Below are 22,021 nucleotides of genomic sequence, written 5' to 3' on the forward strand. Positions count from 1 at the left end.
GGGAATTAGCAAAATTTTGGCTCATCTCCGCACCCCAAGCGCAGTTAACGACGTTTAGCGACGCAACGCACCACTAAACCACCACCTAGTATGCCTAGTCCGATAACACCAGAAGGTTTGGGAGTGGACACATTACCAATATCACCCGAAATATCAGAAGCAACAAGGCGAAAGTTATCGATTGCAGCATAACCACTGCTTAGAATATCGGTTTTATCCCAAAAAAGCCCCAATTTTCTCCACGGCAGCCTCTAGAATATCGGGATCGTGAACTAAGGCAAAACGCACATACCCCTCACCACCCTTACCAAAACCGGAACCGGGGGAAACAGCGACACCAGTTTGGGCCACCAATTGCCGACAAAAATCGACGGAATTACCCGGCCAACTGGGGGGAATTTTCGCCCAAACGTACATAGTAGCGGCCGGAGTGGCAACCGGCCAACCGATGCGATTTAGGGCATTAATAAACACATCCCGGCGTTTTTGGAAGATAGCGACGGTTTCTTTGACCGAATCTTGATTACCAGTTAAAGCGGCGATCGCACCGTTAAGAATGCCCAAATACTGATTAAAATCAACCATGGCTTTAATCTGTCGCAAAGCCATAATTAACTGCGGGTTGCCAATGGCGAAACCGATGCGAAAACCGCCCATATTATAGGACTTGGAAAAGGTAAAAAACTCGATCGAATTAGTTTTAGCTCGATCGGCCTGTAAAATTGACGGGGGAGGCGATGTTCCCGCAAAAAAGATGTCTAGATAGGGAAAATCGTGGATTAAAACTAAATTATGCTGACGGCAAAAATCAACCGCTTTTTGGAAAAATGCCAAAGGTGCGATCGCTGTAGTGGGATTATGGGGATAACTCAAGACCATCAGCTTCGATTGTGCCAGCACTAGCTCAGGAATGTCCTCTAAAACCGGCAGAAAGTCATTTTTTGCCAAAATTGGCATCCCGTAGATTTGACCGCCGGCAAGGGCAACACCGCCCAAATGGGAGGGATAACCTGGATCGAGGAGTAGGGCAAAATCTCCGGGATTGAGAAGGGCCAAAGGTAGATGGGCCGTGCCTTCCTGAGAACCAATTAGGGGTAAAACCTCCGTTTCTGGATCGATGGGAACACCAAAGCGATCACTATACCAGTTAGCGGCAGTTATTCGGAAGTCTCTGGTCCCATTATGGAGTAAATAGCCGTGCGTGTGAGGATCGTGGAGAGATCGCTCAATAGCATCGACAACATGGGGAGCAGCCCCAAGATCGGAGGAACCGAGCGAAAGATCGATAATGGTATTACCCGCTTCTCTACTGGCAGCTTTTGCCCGATCCATATCGGCAAAAACGTTGGATTGTAGTGCCTGTAAGCGGTTTGCTAGGGTTAAGTTATTCATAACCACGGATACCTAATTAGCTGACATAGGTATCGATAAAAGATTGTAATTGTTGTTTGCCGATCGCCCCTTCATGAGTGGCAATAATTTCGTTATCTTTAAAGATGCGTAAAGCAGGAACACCTTCCACCTTACATTTAGCCACCGAGTCGGGGTTAGGGTCTATTTCTAGTTTAACTACTTTTAGCCGTTCGCCGTAGGTGTTGGCTACCCAATCGATCGAGGGGGATACCAGACGGCACGGACCGCACCAACTCGCCCAAAAATAGACTAAAACGGGTTTTTCGACCCCAAAAACCTCTTGGTCAAACTTCTGATCGCTAATGACAGTTACGCTACTCACAGTATTTATTTCCTCACCATCGCTACTGATTATCATAGAGGTTCTGGGTACTTTTCGGCAATTATCCACTTCCAAAGTTCCTCAAACATTAGGATCAAAGACATCCCGTAAACCATCACCGATAAAATTAATACTTAACACCGTGATCACGATAGCTAGAGCGGGAAAAATTACCAAGTGGGGAGCAGTTGTCAAGTAATCTTTAGCTTTAAATAACATTTGTCCCCAAGTCGGCACATCGGGGGGGAAACCCAAACCCAAAAAACTCAGGGTTGACTCGGTAATAATCGCATTACCCACGGCTAAAGTGGCCGCCACGATAATCATTCCCAAAACGTTAGGTAATAAATGCACCCAGATTAAACGGAAAGGAGTGGCCCCCAAAGCTTTTGCAGCCGAGATAAATTCCATCTCCCGTAACTTTAAGAAATTTCCCCGCACCAATCGCGCCACCGACATCCAATTTAAACCCCCGATCACCAAAACCACGAGGATAAAAATACCCGTTTCCGGTCCGGCGATTTTCTTGATACTATCGCGAAATAGATAGACAATCAGCAAAAGTAGGGGTAATTGGGGCAAAGATAGAAATAAATCCGTTAATCGCATCAATAAGCCATCGATCGCCCCCCCGTAAAACCCGGAAATAGCCCCGATCGCCGTTCCCAAAATCATCGCCACCATCATAGCAGCAATCCCCACCGCTAGGGAAATTCGACCCCCACCAAAATCCTCGCCAATTGATCCTGTCCCAGATCATTAGTCCCGAAAAGATGTTTTAAACTAGGGGGAGCCGTAGCTTGACTAAAATCGATCGCATCTATAGGAACTCGATAGAAAATTGGACCGAATAGGACAGCAAAAATAATTATCATTAATGCGATCGCTCCTATTACTGCCAGGGGATCTCGGTAAAAACGTCGCCAATTATCGATAATTGTAGAAGACAGGAGAGACATAAGCTGTTAAGTAGATAGGTATTAAAAACTTTCAGATCCCCCCGCCTATCGGCACCCCCCTTATCAAGGGGGCAGGGGGGATCAAACCTAAAATCCATTTTAAATTTAATTATAACCAGCTACTTAAGTGTTTAAATTACTTTTTGAGACGAGGCACTCTTGCATTGGGGGAGATTCCGCTAATCTAAGAATAAACGGTTTAAATTAGTCTTTTTAGTCTGCTGTATTTTAGGTAAAATCTCAAGATAAGTCCCTTTATTGAAGGAACCGTTGTGTTATAATATAACTCAAGTTCAGAAAATAGAGAGTAAAACTATGACTGTTAAAGAACTTATTCAAACAGCAATTGATAATCTACCTGAAGAACAACTAGATGAACTTTATCAATTAATTAAAAATTTCACCGCCAGCAAAAACAACTTATTAGAAGAAAAGCCATCCTTATTCAAACGGCGTTTTCCAGTTGAGAATATGGTGGGTAAAGCTAAAATACTAGGTGATATGGTCAGTCCTATTGTAGATGAAGAAGATTGGGAATGTCTGAAGTAATTGTGCTTGATACTCATATTTGGTTGTGGTTAATAAATGGCAATTTTGACAGATTTCCCGATCATTGGCTAGTAGAAAAATTTGAGTTAGCAGAATCTCTCGGAGTTTCCCCCATTTCTTGCTATGAAATAGCCCTTGCTAACCAACGGGAAAGATTAGAATTAAGTTATCCCCTTCAAGAGTGGATTCAACAAGCTTTAACAGTAGCTAAAATATAGCGGTTCTCGCATCTGTGCGGCACACTTAAACCTTTGCTGATTAAGCTGTTCAGGCTCGGGAATGTACCTCTTGTGAATCAGAAACGCTATAACTTATTTCCTAAATATGTCGAAATCAAAGATCATCTCAGGGAGAGAGCGAAATAGTGATAAGTAATAGGACAAAATCAACAGATGATTAAAATTTACACGGAAATCGAACAGGGGCAAAATTGGTTAGAGCGCCATCAAAAATCTTCTCCGATATTTGCCCTAGTTTTGGGGTTTACCGAGACGGGATTAATCCCCGGAATCTCCACCGCCGGCGCTACCCCGGAAGATAGAAAATATACAGCGATCGCCGATGCCGAATTTATCGTTAAAGGAGTTTCACCCCATCCCCGTTATCCCTTACCCCCCCTAACGGTGGGAGCCTCCCCTGCCTATATTACCCGCGCCGTAGTGGAAAAATTAGCCATTCCCGTCCTCGTTTTTAACGCCGGTTTACCCTTGCCCCCGGCCGTCGATTATATCGAACTAGGGGGACAACCGGCCCGTTGTCTCTCCACTGGCTGCGCCCTAGATATCCCCATAGTAAAACACCTGTTCGCCCAAGGACTAACCTGGGGAGAAAAATTAGCCCGGGAGTCTAGTTATCTAATTATCGGCGAGTGTGTGGTCGGTGGCACCACCACCGCCCTCGCCATCCTCACCGGATTGGGTTATCGAGCCAACGGCAAAGTTAACAGCAGCCACCCCCAGTGCAATCATGCCCAGAAACGGGCAATAGTTGAGCAGGGATTAGCCCAAAAAGAAATTTTTGATCCTTTTGAGGTAATCGCCGCACTAGGCGATCCTCAGCAGATTTTCGTCGCTGGCATGGCAATCGCCGCCAGTGGGCAGGGTGGGGTACTCCTCGCTGGAGGAACCCAAATGTTAGCCGTTTCTGCTCTAATTCAAGCTCTAGTGGCTAAATATGCCTATCCAGTTAACTGGGAAAATATCATCGTCGGCACAACTCGCTGGGTAGCGGAAGATAAAACGGGGGATACGGTGGGATTAGCCCGCCTGATCGGAAAAATACCCCTATTAGCCACAAAATTAGATTTTTCCGCCTCTAAATACCCAGTTTTGCAAGCTTATGAACAAGGTTTCGTCAAGGAAGGAGTCGGAGCCGGAGGATCAGCGATCGCCGCTTATCTGTACCAGAATTGGACTAATCAAGATTTGGTCAAAGCGATCGAAAATTTAATCGGGTTTCAACTAAACTGTTGACTATCTGGGGTTTGCGGCAAAAAGCTTTTCCTGGGGGCAGGGGTAGGGCTGATTCATTCTCCGAATCTAATTCTTTTTTTGCTACCTTTAATCGCTTAAGTACCTAGGCAAAATTATTTACACATGACGATCATTACAACCAGTTCCCGAATCTTCTATGATTATGGGTCTAGTCTTTTTGGCGGTGGCTTGTTTGCGGTTAGCCGACGAAAAAATCAGAACTAAAACCCAACCTTAGTGTGTGCCAAGGTAAAACCTTGGCGTGAGAAAAGGCGGCGTTGTCAGATCAGAATAGGAAAGATGCCATGCAATCTTTCCTATCAAAGTAATTTCAGTTCCAAGCTGATTCGGAGCATCTTTCAATTTGACAACGCCTATTGTAGGGCTAATTCATGAATTAGCCCTACACCTATTACCTAGCTATATTCCACGCCTATTGTAGTGGCCAGCAGATTTCTAGTCGATAATTAGGGCAATTTTCCCCGTCACCGCACCAGTTTCTAGCAATTGATGGGCGCTGATAGCTGCCGCTAAAGGGAAGGTTTGGGAGAGATGAATAGTTAACTTTTTCTCGTCAATTAAACGCGCCCCTTGCTTGAGAATTTCTGTTTGATATTTTTGCGCTTCTGGCAGTCCCATCAAAGCCGGGGTTAACATTAATTCTAAACTAATCCGCAAATTGCGATCGCGTGCTTCCTTCCAGCTGCCCGTAGGTTCCAAAATCGTCACCATATCGCCATATACTCGCACCACTCGGCAAGTTTGCCCAAAAGTTGCCCCTCCCACCGTATCAAAAGCGACATCTACCCCTTTCCCTGCGGTTTCTTGAAGTATCGCCGCAACAAAATCGGTTTGTTTGTATAAAATCGGGTAATCTGCCCCTAATTGCCGCACTAAACGCTCTTTATCGCTATTTCCCACCGTTGTATAAACTTTAGCCCCCCTCAGTTTCGCCAATTGAATCGCAACATGACCAACACCCCCGGCCCCGCCATGGATAAGGACGCTTTGTCCCGACTGAAGACGGGCGCGATCGTAGAGTGCTTCCCAAGCGGTGATTAAAACCAAAGGTACAGCGGCCGCCTCGGCAAAAGAAAGAGATTTCGGCTTATGGGCCAGATAATCCGCCTCGATCAGGGCATATTCGGCATAATTTCCCGTGCCGGCCTTGCCCAGTCCGCCGTTACAAAAATACACTTCATCCCCGGGGCGAAAATCCTGCACCGCCGCCCCAACTGCCTCGACAATTCCCGCCCCGTCACAGCCCAAAATGGCCGGCATTTGCTCGGGGTAAAAAGTGCCGCGTTTACGAATTTTTGTATCAATAGGGTTGACACCAGCCGCTTTTAATGCTAATAAAACCTGATGCGGTTGACTAATTTTCGGGGTGGGGACTTCCTGAAGCTGCAGGACATCCACGGCAGTCATCGAAAATTTGGGTCTGAAACCCCGTCGTTCTACGACGGCTTTACTGTTAAATATGAGCATCGTTTACGAAATATATGCTAAAATGTGAGGTATGGAAAAAGCCTATTCGTTTCGATTTTACCCCACACCAACACAAGAGTCGCTATTGCGGCGCACTTTGGGCTGTGTAAGATTAGTTTACAACAAAGCTCTCCACGAACGAACACAAGCTTGGTATGAAAGACAAGAAAGAGTAGGCTACGCTCAAACTTCTTCAATGTTGACCGATTGGAAAAAACAAGAAGAATTAAACTTTCTCAATGAAGTTAGCTGTGTACCTTTACAACAAGGGTTAAGACACCTACAAACAGCTTTCACTAATTTCTTTGCTGGTCGTACTAAGTATCCTAACTTTAAGAAAAAACATCAAGGAGGAAGTGCCGAATTTACCAAATCTGCTTTTAAGTTCAAAGACAAACAAATCTATTTAGCTAAATGCACAGAACCTTTACCTATTCGATGGTCAAGACAAATACCAGAAGCTTGTGAACCAAGCACAGTAACAGTCAGATTACATCCCTCAGGACGCTGGCATATTTCAATTAGATTTGATGACCCAACGATTAAGCCATTACCAGTAACAGATAAAGCCATTGGAATTGACTTAGGAATTAGTAGCCTCGTGATTACTAGCAATGGCGATAAAGTATCTAATCCTAAGCATTTTAACAAGCATTATCAGAGGTTGCGAAGAGCATCTAAAAGCCTTTCTAGAAAACAGAAAGGGTCAAAAAATCGGGAAAAGGCAAAAATCAAAGTAGCAAGGATTCACGCTCAAATCACCGATAGTAGAAAAGACCATTTACATAAGCTAACCACTCAATTAGTTCGTGAAAACCAAACGATTGTGGTTGAGAATTTAGCCGTCAAAAATCTGGTCAAAAACCCGAAATTATCTCAGGCAATATCTGACGTTAGTTGGGGAGAAATCACCCGACAATTAGCCTATAAATGCCGTTGGTATGGGAGAAATTACATCGAAATAGATAGATGGTTTCCTAGCTCTAAAAGATGTAGTAATTGCGGGTATATTGCTGAAAAAATGCCGTTAAATATTCGAGAATGGGACTGTCCAGACTGTGGGACTCACCATGACCGAGATATTAACGCGAGTAAAAATATTTTGGCCGCAGGGCTTGCGGTGTCAGTCTGTAGAGCGACCATAAGACCAGAACAGAGTAAATCTGTTAAGGCAGGTGCGAAAAATCCTTCGGGAAAGAAGCAGAAACCCAAATCGTGAGGTTTGGGAATCGCCGTCCGTTTTACGGCGGCGAGGATGTCAAGAGGATAGCTTTCATTCTATCTAGGGTTTGTTGAAAAAGTTTTTCCTGGGGGCAGGGATCCCCCGCCTACCGGCACCCCCCTTATCAAGGGGGCAGGGGGGATCAAAGACAAAATCTATCTTCTATTTAATTAGAATCACTTACTTACTCCGGATTAACCCACATTAACGTCTGACCAAATTCTACCGGTTCACCGTTAGCGACGGCGATTTCGACGATTTGCCCGGCCACTTCCGCTTCGATTTCATTCATCAACTTCATCGCTTCGATGATACAGACCGTTTGTCCGACCCGGACTCGATCGTTTTTTTCCACGAAAGAGGGTTCATCGGGAGCGGGAGCGCGATAAAAAGTGCCGACCATGGGAGAGGTAATCGCCAGCCATTTTTTATCAACAGCGGCGGCCACGGGTTCGGGAGTGGGGGTTTCTGGGGCCGGGGTGGGGCCTGCCGCTACCACTGGAGGGGCGACCGGGGCCGTCACCACCGGCAAGGGAGCGGCGAGAGGACCAAGGGCAGTATTAACGGTTCCTTTGCGGATATTTAGCTCCAAATCTGCACTTTTCAGGCTAAATTCACTGATATCCGTGGCTGCCAATGTTTTGATCAGTTCTCGAATTTCGTTGTAATCAATAGTCACCGCTCTGAAATCCCCCCGCAAATAAAAAGCAACAAATCCAAATTCGCACCTACCAAACCGTCGATTTTTCGCATCTAGCGGCTAAGTTTTGGGAGACAGGCTCAGAAAACTGGCTTTAGTCCTAAACCCCTCCCTAAGGCCTCATTTCTGGGCTTCTGATCACAATTATTCCCGTCCCAGATAGGAACCATCCCTGGTGTCCACTTTAATCCTTTCACCGATGGAAATAAACAGGGGAACCATCACCTGCGCTCCCGTTTCTACGATCGCCGGTTTCGTGCCACCGGTGGCCGTATCTCCCTTGACTCCCGGATCTGTATCGGTGATTTCCAAGATTACCGAGGTGGGCAATTCTACCTCTAACACTTGCTCATTCCAAAAGAGAATATTGACTTCCATTCCTTCTTTCAGATACTTGGCTCGATCGCCCATTTGTGCTGGGGTTAGAGTTGCTTCCTCAAAAGTCTCCATGTCCATGAAGACAAACTGATCGCCTTCTTTGTAGGTGTGCTGCATGGTACGCTTTTCGATCGTGGCTGAGGGCAAGGTTTCCCCCGCCCGGAACGTCCGTTCTACCACGTTGCCGGTCTGGACATTTTTTAACTTGGTTCGCACAAAGGCCGATCCCTTACCCGGTTTGACGTGCAGGAATTCCACCACCCGCCAGACAGAGCCATCTATCTCGATGGTCGTACCGCTCCGAAAGTCGTTACTCGAAATCATGAAATGCTGTTTAGGCCAAGAAAGATCAACATTCCATTTTACATACTTCCTGTCCCCGAAAAAACTTTTTTCCCGCCCCTACAGGTAAGGAGGAGGTGGCATCTCCCAGAACGGGAGAAGGGAGTGGGATACTTGCCACGAATCAAGTCGGAGCAGGGAGAGCCGGAGCAGGGACTTTATCCCTATCCTGACCCCAATTTTTAGTACAAAGTTACTGCAATATTACAAGCAGTGAACAAATAAACAGCGATGATCACCGGCGAATTAAAATCCCAAATAGATAGGGTCTGCTGAAAAAGTTTTTCGTGGGGGCAGGGTGTGGGGTGTGGGGTGTGGGGTGTGGGGTTTTACCGATTTTGAGGTAGTCAGTTACCTAATTTTCAGGGAAAAAGTCCCGGAATTTTACCCCCGATCCCTCCAATGGTCGGCACTTTTTGAGGAAAAAAAGTCTAAAAGCCTTATCCAACAAGGTTTTTAGATTTATTCAGCAGCCCCTAATTATCCTAGACGTTGATTCTGTTTTCGATTCTTATCCCCCAGAAAAAATATGGTAAAAATGTCGTTTATTTTCTTTTTGTTACCGTTGACAAAATTTCTAAAACCTCAAGGATAAAACTGATAATTGAGATTAATAATTATGGAAAAATTACTCTTATCTTGTTAAAATTTACTCTATTTATGCTCAGGAAATATCGTGAGCAAATTCCCGAATCAAAGGGGAAGTGAGAGGAATTTTTATCCTTGGTACTAAAATTAACAATAGGCAGTTTAAATGCAGTACAGCTTATTAACAACTCTAATTAATCTTTTATTAATATATAGCGTTTCCTGTTCGCACTAGGTACATTATCGATGTTGAAAAGCTTAATTAGCAAAGGTTTAAGTGTGCCACACAGGTGTGAGAACCGCTATAACTTCGGTTGACGGAATTGATAAACATCAGCGATCGCCTGTACCCAACCATTAGCAACGGATTCTAATAATCGATCGCCTTTTTCTTTACTTGCATTAGTAGCATCTCCCATCACTCCACTTTTAGTTAATTCCTTAGTTAACCAAGCAAAGGGTAATTTTCCCTCCATAGTTAACAAACTATTTTCTGGCAAACCTTGAGGATATTCTCGGACGGCCCGCTCAATTTTTACCTGTTCTGGCAGTAATGATAACATAATGCTAGTTTCCACATCTCCTGCATGAATACCGTATTCTAATTCATATTCCGAGAATAATTCAGCCGCATTGTGGGGAACTCGCCAAGTGAAAAAAGGAAATACTAAAAAATCGGGATATTGTTGATGAATATCCCTAGCGGCAATTTCCATAACTTGCGGCTGCCCGCCGTGGGAGTTCATTAATACTAACTTGCGAAAACCCGAACGATAGAGACTTTCAGCTATCTCTTGAATGAGGGTTAATAAGGTTGCTGCCGAGAGGGTAATCGTGCCGGGAAAAGACCAATGTTCGTTAGATTTTCCGTAGTAGAGACAGGGTAAAGCGAAAGCGGCGATGTTTCTATCTAATTTCTCGAAAGCTTTGCCTAAAACCCCTAAACTAATGGCAGCATCGACGGCAATAGGTAGATGGGGTCCGTGTTGTTCGATCGCACCGATGGGTTGAATAATTACCACATTTTCCTTATCTGGCATTGAATCTATATCTGTCCAAGTAAGATAGGGAAAATAACGATGTGGGGGAATAAAACCGTGCATCATAATTTTATTGGGGGTGAGGGATTATGGTTAGAGGAAAAATTACTGTTTATATTGTAATTTTATCACTAATTCTTGGCAAGGTGGCCAATCGTCAACTATCGAGACTATGGAGAGCATCAAGAATACCTATAGGGCCAGACGAGGAAAAAGAAAGAGTCGAAGCGGAGCGAAAAGTAAGCTTGGCGCGATTCCGGAGCGTGGCAGCATTGGCCAAGAACAAAACCGCATCGGAAATCAACCCTTGTCACCGAAAAACTTTTCTAAGAGATTCCCCCTGACAAAAGAAAAACCCACCTTTGTGACAAGGCCAAAGAATTTTGTGGACATCAAGAGTTGAGTCAGAAACTAGGAGCAGATTTTTATTTTGCTAATCCTTATCATTTTTGGGAAAGAGGATTAAACCCAGGGTAAGAGTATCTTAAATCCTTGACAAAATGAACTTTATGTGGTTTTCTTCCCCATACCCCACACCCCAACAAACTTTTTGCCGCAAACCCTATGTAACCCTAAAGTTTTATTTACCTTCTCCTACTACAGATTGATAAAATCTTTCTAGACTTTCTACAGAGGTTCGATCGTTAAATACTGTATCGATATTCATTTTAGTATAATCTTTGATTGTTTGTCGCCATTGATTATCTAAACCTAAACGGATAGCAATTTCAATATAGTGATTTTTATCCGTAGCAATTGTCTCGGTTATGCCTAATTTTTTCAAGATAGCATAGGAATGTCTTCCCCGCATAAATTCCCCCGGACAGGTAACAACTGGAAGCTGACAGGCAATTGCTTCGAGGGTGGTATTTCCTCCCGACCAACTTAAGTTATCTAAATAGATGTCTGCTAATAAGTTAAGCTGAAAATAATCATTTTGTTCTAGCTGTGGCATCATTACCCCGTAATCTTGCCAATTGAGTCCATACCTATTAAAAGCTTGACTTAATCTCGACTGAAAGCAATGGGTTACAAATTCGCTACGATGGCAGATAAAAATAAATTGGCTGTTGGGAACTTGTTGGGCAATTCTCGGAAAAATATCATCATTTTCTGGCAGATATTTAAATAAACTCTGACAGTTTAAATAGATAATTTTATCCTCGGTTAATCCCATCTCTAAACGAGTTTTTCTCTGGGGAGGAAGGGAAGGTTTGGCATAGGCAATACCTAAATTGGGTAAGCGAATTAATTTTTCACTGTAGTGATTATCTCCCTGCGCGGGTTCCATTAATTCACTGGAGATAAAATAATCAATGGTTGGTAATCCTGAGGTGATTGGATGTCCCCAAGTTACACATTGTACTGGAGCTAAACGTAATCCTGCTAGTTGGGTAGTGCGAGCATCCATACCAATATCTAAATAAACGAGAATATGTAACTGATTATCTAAAATATGTTGAGCAATTTTTTCCCCATTTACTAGATTATCAAACTGATAAAAATAATCACTTTGCTGTTGATATTCTCTCGTAAAATTATCGAAGGTGTTATTAATATCTATTCCATAAGTACCTAGGCAAAATTATTTACACATGACGATCATTGCCCCGTAAGGGTTTTAGCTCGATCGGGCAGGTAATTAATTTTGCATGACTACTTAACAGTAAATTTCAAATTGTTCTCGATTTCGCCACTGCAACCATCCTTGAAAGAGTTTCGCTACCGTGTGATGACGCAAGTGAGCAGAAATATAGCCAAGGCGGATTTTTCCCGTCGGTATGGTTAGGTTTTTCACCCAATCAGGAAAGTTAGCTGAGGTAATTTTATAAACTAATTTCCCATATTTTTTTTGTAGTTCTAAATCATTTTTACCTTGATATTGGAGATAAAAATTAGTTCTTAAACCAATACTTTTCCAAGCCTCTTGTTGTTGATGAGTAGTGGTTAAATCAAGATTAGACAAGATATTATCTAACTGTTTCTCGTAGTTTGATCGATATTGCATAATATCTGCTTGAGTTTTGTAAACTATCGGCAGTAACCGCATTAATTCTAATTTCAAAGATAGGTGATCGGGAAGATACTCTAAAGCTGATTTAGTTGCTTGAATTGCCACCTCGATCGGATAATTATTTTGTAGTAACCAAATTAGGCGCAAATGTAAATCAATATTTTCTGGATGATAGTTAATGCCTTTTTTATACACTTCTAAAGCCTGTTTTTCTCCTTTGAGAATGAGATAGCAATGGGCGCAATTTAAATAAAAATTGCTCTCCTCTATTTTAATTGCTAATAATTTTTGATAATAGTTTAATGCTAATTGATAGAGTTTTCTTTGATAAAAATAATCACCTGAGTAAAGATCCGCTCTTTTTTGGTCAGCTTGCAGAATTTCCCAAAGGGAGAGATTTTGACTAATTTCTCCTCTATCTCCTGCAAGTTGTTGGGCCGTTTTATAAGCATTTTTTGCCTCTGTCCAAGCTTGTTTAACTAAATAGACATTGCCTAAATTGATATAGAAAGGATAAAAATCACCCTGTTTATTAATTCCCTGCTGATAGAATTTTTCGGCTGACTCTAGCTGCCCTAATCGATAAAATAAATTGCCCAGTTTATTATAAGCATCGACAAAATTAGCATTGAGATCAATCGCTTTTTGATAAGCTGATAAAGCTATATCTAAACGGGATTGTTTTTCTAGCACCATGGCCATAGTATAATGATATAAGGCTTGATTTTCCTCTAAGTTGATGGCTCATGCTAAACAGGTAAAAGATTCTGTTAGTCGGTTAATTATATAGTATAAATATCCTAAATCGTGCCAGATGTAAGCTAATTGTTCACGCCAAGATAAAATTCTTAAGTAAAAGTCCTCAGCTAAAGTATATTCTCGCCGATTAATTGCCTCTTGCACCTCTTGAAGACAGGAGTTTATCGCAGTCAGGGCATAATTTTCTATCTCTTCATCCCCTGCTATTTCCTCTAATTCTAGCCACTGGAGATAGATTAATTTAGCTTGGCCAAACTGCCAGCCATCGAGATTTCTAATTATCTCTTTTTTGAGGAGCATAATTAAATCTTGACTAGACTCTGATTGTAATAGCCAAAATAACCAAATTTCTTGCGCTGTTGCTTGCTGCTCTAGCAGCAGATAAGCTAATCCCAGATAGGGATAATAATCAGTCACTTCCGGATGAACCGCCAGGCTCTTCTGGTTTCTGTGTGGAAACTAGGTCTATACTGATAGAATATCCGCAAAATAGTCCTAAAAGTCTTTCCCAGTAAACATTTCACGATTCCATAAGCAAAAATTATCACACAAAGTCGAGAAGAGCCACCGCCAGCGCTTGTTGACAGAATAACAATAATTGATTATAGTCTCCCGATGCTAACATTAGCTCGATCGCTTGTTGGTGATTACTGTTGATCATCGAAAATTTGGGTCTGAAACCCCGTCGTTCTACGACGGCTTTACTGTTAAATATGAGCATCGTTTACGAAATATATGCTAAAATGTGAGGTATGGAAAAAGCCTATTCGTTTCGATTTTACCCCACACCAACACAAGAGTCGCTATTGCGGCGCACATTGGGCTGTGTAAGATTAGTTTACAACAAAGCTCTCCACGAACGAACACAAGCATGGTACGAAAAGCAAGAAAGAGTAGGCTACGCTCAAACTTCTTCAATGTTGACCGATTGGAAAAAGCAAGAAGAATTAGACTTTCTCAATGAGGTAAGCTGTGTACCTTTACAACAAGGGTTAAGACACCTACAAACAGCTTTCACTAATTTCTTTGCTGGTCGTACTAAGTATCCTAACTTTAAGAAAAAACATCAAGGAGGAAGTGCCGAATTTACCAAATCTGCTTTTAAGTTCAAAGACAAACAAATCTATTTAGCTAAATGCACAGAACCTTTACCTATTCGATGGTCAAGACAAATACCAGAAGCTTGTGAACCAAGCACAGTAACAGTCAGATTACATCCCTCAGGACGCTGGCATATTTCAATTAGATTTGATGACCCAACGATTAAGCCATTACCAGTAACAGATAAAGCCATTGGAATTGACTTAGGAATTAGTAGCCTCGTGATTACTAGCAATGGCGATAAAGTATCTAATCCTAAGCATTTTAACAAGCATTATCAGAGGTTGCGAAGAGCATCTAAAAGCCTTTCTAGAAAACAGAAAGGGTCAAAAAATCGGGAAAAAGCGAGAATCAAAGTAGCCAGAAATCACGCCCAAATTACTGATAACAGAAAAGACCATTTACATAAGCTAACCACTCAATTAGTTCGTGAAAACCAAACGATTGTGGTTGAGAATTTAGCCGTCAAAAATCTGGTCAAAAACCCGAAATTATCTCAGGCAATATCTGACGTTAGTTGGGGAGAAATCACCCGACAATTAGCCTATAAATGCCGTTGGTATGGGAGAAATTACATCGAAATAGATAGATGGTTTCCTAGCTCTAAAAGATGTAGTAATTGCGGGTATATTGCTGAAAAAATGCCGTTAAATATTCGAGAATGGGACTGTCCAGACTGTGGGACTCACCATGACCGAGATATTAACGCGAGTAAAAATATTTTGGCCGCAGGGCTTGCGGTGTCAGTCTGTAGAGCGACCATAAGACCAGAACAGAGTAAATCTGTTAAGGCAGGTGCGAAAAATCCTTCGGGAAAGAAGCAGAAACCCAAATCGTGAGGTTTGGGAATCGCCGTCCGTTTTACGGCGGCGAGGATGTCAATCCACAATACCCTCGATCGAGCTTAGGGTAACATTTTGGGCTTATTGAATTTAACTAGCGATAGATTCGAGGATTTATTAGCCCCATCAAAACAAAAAAACCTGATTTTCGCCCGATTTTTCCCCATTTACCGCCCTAGCCAGACAAGTAATTTCTCCCGCAGATAAGAATTATTCTCAATAGCTGTACAATAGGAAAAGACAACTTTGCCAAGAATCGAGCAATGAACGATAAAATAACTCGGAGAGTCTTTCTAGGCGCGGGAACAGCCACCTTAGCGTTAGCAGTGGGTCAATTAGGGAAAATAAACGAAGTTTCCGCCCAAACTAAACAATTAAACCTCTATTCCTCCCGTCACTACAACACCGACCGACGATTGTATGACAACTTCACCCGACAAACGGGAATAAAAATTAACCTCGTGGAAGGGGAAGCAGACCCATTAATCGAACGGATCAAAAGCGAAGGCCGCAATAGTCCTGCTGATATACTCCTGACGGTAGATGCCGGGAGATTATGGCGGGCCGACCAACAGGGAATTTTTGCCCCCGTCAATTCCCGCATTCTCACCCAAAGAATTCCCGCTAATTTGCGTCACCCCAAAGGTCACTGGTTCGGGTTTAGTAAACGCTTGCGGGTAATTATGTATAACAAAGACAGAGTTAACCCCAGAGAAATCGATTCCTATGCAGATTTAACCAATCCCAAATGGAAAGGAAAAGTCGTCACCCGGTCATCCAGTAACATCTATAGTCAATCTTTTACCGCTTGGTTAATCGACATCCAAGGGGAAGCGGCCGCAGAAAAATGGTGTCGAGGATTAGTGGCTAATTTTGCCCGTCCACCCCAAGGCAATGATAAGGCACAAATCGAAGCTGTAGCCGCAGGAATTGCCGATTTAGCCCTAGCTAACACCTATTACTTAGCGGGGTATGCCGAAGAAAAAGACCCGGCTAAACGGGCAATTTATGACCAAGTAGGCGTAATTTTCCCCGACCAAGCAGGCCGCGGCACTCACGTTAATATTAGCGGTGGTGGTTTAATTAAAACCGCCCCCAATCGAGAATCGGCCATTAAATTTTTAGAGTATCTTTCTAGCAATGAAGCACAGAACTTTTTTGCTAAGGGTAATCGCGAATATCCCGTCGTTCCAGGGGTTGCTTTAGACCCTTTCCTAGCAAAACTCGGACGCGGTAAAGAAGATACCGTTAGTGTGGCTAATTATGGTCCTAATTTAGCCAAAGCAGTACAGGTAATGAATCGCGCCGGTTGGAAATAAGTTATCAGTTATCAGTTATCAGTTATCAGTTATCAGTTATCAGTTATCAGTTATCAGTTATCAGTTATCAGTTATCAGTTATCAGTTATCAGTTATCAGTTATCAGTTATCAGTTATCAGTTATCAGTTATCAGTTATCAGTTATCAGTTATCAGTTATCAGTTATCAGTTATCAGTTATCAGTTATCAGTTATCAGTTATCAGTTATCAGTTATCAGTTATCAGTTATCAGTTATCAGTTATCAGTTATCAGTTATCAGTTATCAGTTATCAGTTATCAGTTATCAGTTATCAGTTATCAGTTATCAGTTATCAGTTATCAGTTATCAGTTATCAGTTATCAGTTATCAGTTATCAGTTATCAGTTATCAGTTATCAGTTATCAGTTATCAGTTATCAGTTATCAGTTATCAGTTATCAGTTATCAGTTATCAGTGGGAAGTGGGAAGTGGGAAGTGGGAAGTGGGAAGTGGGAAGTGGGAAGTGGGAAGTGGGACAGCTGATAGCTAAAAAGCCGATTTAAGACATGAATCTTCTGGTGTGGGGGTTTTAAAACCCAGACCCAAACTAACTTTTGGATACGATGCACAGTTGGCATTCATCTCTCGATTCAGCAACGCCACTGTTTACTGTTCACTGATTACTGTTCACTGATTACTGTTCACTGATTACTGATTACTGATAATTGCTATGTTAAGGCAAATAAAACCGAGAGATTATTAGCGGGCATAGGAATTACTTCTAACAATTGTAAACCTCGATCGCTCGCTTCCTGCACCACATCTTCTAAATTCCTAACTCCCCAAGTAGAGTTTTGAGAACGGAGAGAAAAATCAAAGCTTTCATTACTAGGAGAAGTATGTTTTCCCTGTCGTTTATAGGGTCCATAAAGATAGAGGATTCCCCCTGGTCTGAGAATGCGACTTGCTCCTGCCATTAAAGCTAAACAAGCGGACCAAGGGGCGATATGAATCATATTAATATTAACAATGGCATTAATAACGATATTTTCCGTCTCTACCGCCCAAACTGACTGATGAACATCGATAAATAGGGGGCGATCAAGATTAGAACTAGGATAATAATCACACCAACTGCGAATACTATCTAGAGCCAGAGGGTTACAATCCGAGGGAATCCAACGACAAGGAGCAAGACGAGGGGCAAAAAAAACAGCGTGTTCACCCGTGCCGCTAGATATTTCTAGAATATTCCCAGTCTTCGGTAAAAATTGGCTGAGAACTTCCAAAATCGGCTGACGATTGCGTTCTGTTGCCGGGGCATATTGACGTAAATCAGACATAATTACAGCGTTTTTCCTAAAGATGAAGCGTAACCTAATTTAGTATCGACGACCGGCTCCCATCTTGAATCAGTTATCAGTTATCAGCTTTTTTCTCCCCCCTCCTTTCTCCCATCTCCCCATTCCCCCACTTCCCTATTCCCCTATTCCCCATCTCCCCTCTCCCCAACTCCCACTCTGCAATAACTACTGGCAGCCAGAAATACGTTGGGTGCATATCATACTTTGTGCTTTTTGTCAAAAAAACTTTTTTTTTGCAATAAAACTACACACAAAAAAGATCATCGTTGTTGGTGAAATTGACTAATTTACCCGTCCTAATTAGGATAACCTTCTAGGTGTGGCAAGGGTTTCAACCATTGCTGCCTAAAAAAGCACAGAACATCCCATTATGAAATTCAGTAAAATCGCTGTTACCACTGTAACATCGTTGTTAAATAAAAATCTTTCTCAATTAATTTTTAAGAATTTATAAATATTGCGGAATGTTAATTTAAATATTCTCAAGTTTTTGGAGTCAATAAATAATTTTTGCTTATCTTTGGCGAATATGGGGTTAGGAGTCAGTCATCAGTTATCAGTCATCGGAAATTTTGGGTCTGAAACCCCGCCGTTCTAGGTTGGCTTTACGTTAGAATTAAAAGGCCAGTCTCGAAAACCAAGTGGACGGCGCAGCACCTTGAAAACTCGGCTTAGGGGGTTCCGACCAGAAAAGCTTGGCCGGGTAAAAAGTCGCGCGCAACAAGTACAAGAAGCTATAGGCGGTCAACGTACCGTGGGACACAGGGAATCGGGCTTCTGAAATGGGGCGAAAGTCTGTGGACTCTGTGTAAGACAGTACATGGTTTTTTAACTGTGGTATGCGACGGTGGTGGAAGCAGAAACTTAAATCGTGAGGTTTAGGAATCGCCGCACTTTTAGGGCGGCGAGGATGTCAACAGTGTCAGCTTTTTTCTCCCTTCTCCCTGCTCCCGTCTCCCCCCGCAACGCGCACGAATTGGTCTCCCCTCTCCCCATCTCCCCACTCCCTGCTCCCATCTCCCTGCTCCAGAAAAATATTAAGTTTTGTTAAGAAGTTAGTGACAAAAGACCAGCTTTAATCTCTATTATCGTAGTAAGTGGCTTTTGACCCGAATCAAGCCGGTCAAGATAAATAGTAACTTTTGCCCATCATCAAACAACGATTGTCAGTCTAACTAAAACAGTCGCTGTGGCCATGCCCTCGTGATCAATTCCTATGTCAACCCTGGTTATTGTCGAATCCCCCACCAAAGCTCGGACGATCAGCAATTATCTGCCTAGCGGCTATCGAGTCCAAGCCTCCATGGGCCACATCCGCGATCTGCCCGCCTCTGCCGAAGAAATTCCCCCCGCCCACAAAGACAAATCCTGGGCGAATTTGGGCGTGGATGTGGAGAACGATTTCGATCCCCTCTACGTCGTCCCCAAAACCAAAAGTAAAGTCGTCAAAGAATTAAAAGAAGCCCTCAAAGGAGCCAGCGAACTGATCCTCGCCACCGACGAAGATCGGGAAGGCGAAAGCATCAGTTGGCATCTCTTGCAGGTACTCAACCCGAAAATACCCACCAAAAGGATGGTATTTCACGAAATCACCAAAGAAGCAATCCAAGCCGCCCTCAAAAATTGTCGCTCCATCGACGAAAATTTAGTTCACGCCCAAGAAACCCGCCGCATACTCGATCGCCTCTACGGTTATACCCTCTCCCCCCTACTCTGGAAAAAAATCTCTAAAGGTTTATCCGCCGGCCGCGTGCAATCCGTCGCGGTACGTCTGCTCGTACAACGGGAACGAGAACGACGAGCCTTTAAAACCGCCAATTATTGGGACCTGAAAGCCACCCTCGAAAAAGATAAAAATCAATTCGAGTCGAAATTAGTCACCTTAAACGGTCAAAAAGTGGCAAATGGCAGCGATTTCGATGCCGACACCGGCAGACTGCTCCCCGGTCGCCAGGTGACACTTTTGGATCAAGCCACCGCCGCCGCCTTAAAAGAACGCATCGAAGACAAAATCTGGCGCGTTAGCCACACCGAAGAAAAACCCACCACTCGCAAACCTTCCCCCCCCTTCACCACCTCCACCCTACAGCAAGAGGCTAACCGGAAACTGGGCATATCCGCCCGCGACACCATGCGAATCGCCCAAAATCTCTACGAACAGGGCTACATCACCTATATGCGGACCGATTCCGTCCATCTTTCCGATCAGGCCATCACCGCCGCCCGCAGTTGTGTAGAACAAATGTACGGAAAAAATTACCTCAGTCCCCAACCCCGGCAGTACACCACCAAAAGCAAAGGCGCACAGGAAGCCCACGAAGCCATCCGGCCCGCCGGTAGTAGCTTTCGCCTACCCCGGGAAACCGGCCTGAGCGGACTAGAATTCGCCCTCTACGACCTAATCTGGAAACGTACCGTCGCATCACAGATGGCCGATGCCCGCATTACCCAGATCGCCGTCAATATTCAGGTAGAAAATGCCGGATTTCGCTCCTCCGGCAAAAGAATCGATTTCCCCGGCTTTTTCCGCGCCTATGTGGAAGGTTCCGACGATCCCGAGGCCGCCATCGACGACCAAGAAATAATCCTACCCCCCTCAGCGTCGGTGACACCCCCAATTGTCGCCAACTAGAAGCCATTAGCCACGATACCCAACCCCCCGCCCGTTATAGCGAAGCCTCCCTCGTAAAAACCCTCGAAAGTGAAGGAATCGGGCGACCCAGCACCTACGCCACCATTCTCGGCACCATTATCGATCGCGGTTATGCTCAAATGCGGAATAAAACCCTCATTCCCACCTTCACCGCCTTCGCCGTCGTCGGTTTATTAGAAAACCATTTCCCCGACCTGGTAGATCCCAAATTTACCTCGAAGATGGAGGAAACCCTCGACGATATCGCCACCGGTTCCGCTCAGTGGTTGCCCTATCTCGATCGCTTCTATCGCGGCGAAAAAGGGCTAGAAAGCCAAGTCAAAGAGCGCGAGAGTCAAATTAACTCTAGCACCGCTAAATCGGTGATTTTAGAAGATTTACAGGCAACTATCAAGATCGGCAAATACGGCCCCTATCTGGAAGTCCCCCGGGGGGATGAAATCCTCACCGCTTCCATCCCGGCCGATTTAACCCCCGCCGACCTCAACCCCGAACAGGTAGAAACCCTGCTGCGACAGAAAACCGAGGGTCCCGATAAAATCGGTCTTCATCCCGACACCGGAGAGCCGATTTATCTGCTCGTTGGTAGTTACGGTCCCTACGTCCAGTTAGGAGATATCAGCGAGGACAATCCCAAACCGAAACGCGCCTCCCTACCCAAAGGAGTCAAACCCGAGGACATCACCCTCGAACAAGCGGTGGGTTTATTAGCACTGCCGCGACTGCTGGGAACCCATCCCCTCACCGGAGGCAAAATTAAAGCCAGTTTAGGGCGTTTCGGTCCCTATGTGGTTCAGGAAGAGGGCAAAGAAAAAGAATATCGTTCCCTGAAAGCCAGCGATGATATCTTAACCATAACCCTCGATCGAGCTTTGGCCTTATTAGCCGAACCGAAAAAAACTCGCGGCGCTCGTGGTTCTACCAAACCACCCTTAAAAGAATTGGGTAAACATCCCGACGATGGGGAATTGGTGGGATTGTACGAAGGTCCCTACGGAGTTTATATCAAGCACGGTAAAACTAACGCCAAGATTCCCGAAGGAGAAACCGCCGAAACCCTCACCCTAGAACAAGCTTTGGAGGCCCTAGCCGCCAAGACAACCACTGCCAAGAAAACCACTACCAAGAAAACTACTTCTACCACCACCAAAAAAACTACTTCCCCGGGCAGTAAAACTGGCAAAAGTAAGACGGTTTAGCGGTTACTGGTGGGGCGATTTTCTCCCTGGTCAATTCCTCCCCCTGATGCGGCGACAAATCCGGTTGGCTTTTTTGTCCTTGGCACCACTTTGACCGGGCTGATCCTAAGTAGGTAGGCGTTAAAAATTATCAGACACCCCCCTTATCAAGGGGGGCAGGGGGATCGGCACCCCCCTTATCAAGGGGGGGGCAGGGAGGATCGAACCTAAAATCCATTTTTAATTTAATTATAACCAGCTACTTATACCTCAAATTCCCCTACTGTAAAGCGATCGCCATCGCTTCTTGGGGAATTTGCCGGTAAATTGGTTTTAAAAATTGTTCTATGGCATCCGA

Annotated in this window: 15 protein-coding genes and 5 pseudogenes; 9 read left to right on the top strand and 11 right to left on the bottom strand. The window is 44.0% G+C overall.

The features are described 5' to 3' along the window. Nucleotides 1-44: 44 nt before the first annotated feature. The 4 genes and pseudogenes from VL20_RS01050 to VL20_RS01065 form a co-directional block, all read right to left on the bottom strand. The gene (locus VL20_RS01050) at nt 45-233 is read right to left on the bottom strand and encodes a hypothetical protein (protein ID WP_002788545.1); all 189 of its coding nucleotides are present in this window, start codon (nt 231-233) and stop codon (nt 45-47) included. After that, nucleotides 214-1,392 (bottom strand): LL-diaminopimelate aminotransferase, encoded by a 1,179-nt coding sequence (locus tag VL20_RS01055; RefSeq protein WP_052275352.1) that lies wholly within the window; start codon nt 1,390-1,392, stop codon nt 214-216. The genes VL20_RS01050 and VL20_RS01055 overlap by 20 nt, the downstream gene beginning before the upstream one ends. 16 nt (nt 1,393-1,408) lie before the next feature. Then, nucleotides 1,409-1,771 (bottom strand): thioredoxin family protein, encoded by a 363-nt coding sequence (locus VL20_RS01060; protein ID WP_081417910.1) that lies wholly within the window; start codon nt 1,769-1,771, stop codon nt 1,409-1,411. A gap of 45 nt (nt 1,772-1,816) precedes the next feature. Continuing rightward, a pseudogene (locus VL20_RS01065) lies at nt 1,817-2,694 on the bottom strand (ABC transporter permease). Nucleotides 2,695-3,009: 315 nt separating this feature from the next. Here VL20_RS01065 and VL20_RS01070 point away from each other — a divergent pair. From VL20_RS01070 to cobT, 3 genes and pseudogenes are all read left to right on the top strand, one after another. After that, nucleotides 3,010-3,243 carry a hypothetical protein gene (locus VL20_RS01070; protein ID WP_002788542.1) on the top strand — a complete coding sequence of 78 codons (234 nt, stop codon included), beginning with the start codon at nt 3,010-3,012 and terminating at the stop codon, nt 3,241-3,243. Continuing rightward, nucleotides 3,231-3,458, top strand: a pseudogene (locus VL20_RS32085) (type II toxin-antitoxin system VapC family toxin); the annotation flags it as partial. The gene VL20_RS01070 and the pseudogene VL20_RS32085, both read left to right, overlap by 13 nt. 177 nt (nt 3,459-3,635) lie before the next feature. Then, nucleotides 3,636-4,715 (top strand): nicotinate mononucleotide-dependent phosphoribosyltransferase CobT, encoded by a 1,080-nt coding sequence (cobT, locus tag VL20_RS01080; RefSeq protein WP_052275353.1) that lies wholly within the window; start codon nt 3,636-3,638, stop codon nt 4,713-4,715. 456 nt (nt 4,716-5,171) lie between these two features. On the opposite strand, the gene VL20_RS01085 is transcribed toward cobT, so the two are convergent. Continuing rightward, entirely contained in the window at nt 5,172-6,143 is a 972-nt protein-coding gene (locus tag VL20_RS01085) for a zinc-dependent alcohol dehydrogenase family protein (RefSeq protein WP_052278344.1), read from the bottom strand. A 91-nt stretch (nt 6,144-6,234) separates the two neighbouring features. Between VL20_RS01085 and VL20_RS01090 the strand changes: the two genes are divergently transcribed. Further along, nucleotides 6,235-7,422, top strand: coding sequence for an RNA-guided endonuclease InsQ/TnpB family protein (locus VL20_RS01090; protein WP_052275354.1), 1,188 nt, complete (start codon nt 6,235-6,237; stop codon nt 7,420-7,422). A gap of 187 nt (nt 7,423-7,609) precedes the next feature. On the opposite strand, the gene accB is transcribed toward VL20_RS01090, so the two are convergent. The 3 genes from accB to VL20_RS01110 all read right to left on the bottom strand — a co-directional run bounded on the left by accB (nt 7,610) and on the right by VL20_RS01110 (nt 10,539). After that, the gene (gene accB, locus VL20_RS01095) at nt 7,610-8,104 is read right to left on the bottom strand and encodes an acetyl-CoA carboxylase biotin carboxyl carrier protein (RefSeq protein ID WP_052278345.1); all 495 of its coding nucleotides are present in this window, start codon (nt 8,102-8,104) and stop codon (nt 7,610-7,612) included. Nucleotides 8,105-8,269: 165 nt separating this feature from the next. Further along, nucleotides 8,270-8,827 carry an elongation factor P gene (efp, locus tag VL20_RS01100; protein WP_002788532.1) on the bottom strand — a complete coding sequence of 186 codons (558 nt, stop codon included), beginning with the start codon at nt 8,825-8,827 and terminating at the stop codon, nt 8,270-8,272. 908 nt (nt 8,828-9,735) lie between these two features. After that, nucleotides 9,736-10,539, bottom strand: a complete 804-nt coding sequence (locus VL20_RS01110; protein WP_052275356.1) for a creatininase family protein — start codon at nt 10,537-10,539, stop codon at nt 9,736-9,738. Nucleotides 10,540-10,736: 197 nt separating this feature from the next. Between VL20_RS01110 and VL20_RS26830 the strand changes: the two are divergent. After that, nucleotides 10,737-10,941 (top strand): annotated as a pseudogene (locus tag VL20_RS26830) (IS30 family transposase); the annotation flags it as partial. A gap of 112 nt (nt 10,942-11,053) precedes the next feature. On the opposite strand, the pseudogene VL20_RS33525 reads toward VL20_RS26830, so the two are convergent. Beyond that, nucleotides 11,054-13,546: pseudogene (locus VL20_RS33525) on the bottom strand (O-linked N-acetylglucosamine transferase, SPINDLY family protein). A gap of 244 nt (nt 13,547-13,790) precedes the next feature. Next, a complete protein-coding gene (locus VL20_RS30930) occupies nt 13,791-13,967 on the bottom strand; it encodes a hypothetical protein (protein WP_158499309.1) in 177 nt (58 codons plus the stop codon). Nucleotides 13,968-13,998: 31 nt separating this feature from the next. Between VL20_RS30930 and VL20_RS01130 the strand changes: the two genes are divergently transcribed. The 3 genes from VL20_RS01130 (at nt 13,999) to VL20_RS32105 (ending at nt 17,011) form a co-directional block, all read left to right on the top strand. Next, nucleotides 13,999-15,186 carry an RNA-guided endonuclease InsQ/TnpB family protein gene (locus tag VL20_RS01130; protein WP_052275359.1) on the top strand — a complete coding sequence of 396 codons (1,188 nt, stop codon included), beginning with the start codon at nt 13,999-14,001 and terminating at the stop codon, nt 15,184-15,186. Nucleotides 15,187-15,452: 266 nt separating this feature from the next. Beyond that, nucleotides 15,453-16,508 (top strand): Fe(3+) ABC transporter substrate-binding protein, encoded by a 1,056-nt coding sequence (locus VL20_RS01135; protein ID WP_052275360.1) that lies wholly within the window; start codon nt 15,453-15,455, stop codon nt 16,506-16,508. Then, a complete protein-coding gene (locus tag VL20_RS32105) occupies nt 16,499-17,011 on the top strand; it encodes a hypothetical protein (protein WP_284525964.1) in 513 nt (170 codons plus the stop codon). The genes VL20_RS01135 and VL20_RS32105 overlap by 10 nt, the downstream gene beginning before the upstream one ends. A 185-nt stretch (nt 17,012-17,196) precedes the next feature. Here VL20_RS32105 and VL20_RS01150 read toward each other — a convergent pair whose 3' ends face one another. Further along, nucleotides 17,197-17,811, bottom strand: coding sequence for a DUF938 domain-containing protein (locus VL20_RS01150; protein ID WP_052275361.1), 615 nt, complete (start codon nt 17,809-17,811; stop codon nt 17,197-17,199). 1,237 nt (nt 17,812-19,048) lie between these two features. On the opposite strand from VL20_RS01150, the pseudogene topA reads away from it, so the two are divergent. Beyond that, nucleotides 19,049-21,684, top strand: a pseudogene (gene topA / locus VL20_RS01155) (type I DNA topoisomerase). Nucleotides 21,685-22,021: the final 337 nt, after the last annotated feature.

Origin of the sequence: Microcystis panniformis FACHB-1757 (genome assembly GCF_001264245.1) — a bacterium.
Classification (GTDB): Bacteria; Cyanobacteriota; Cyanobacteriia; order Cyanobacteriales; family Microcystaceae; genus Microcystis; species Microcystis panniformis.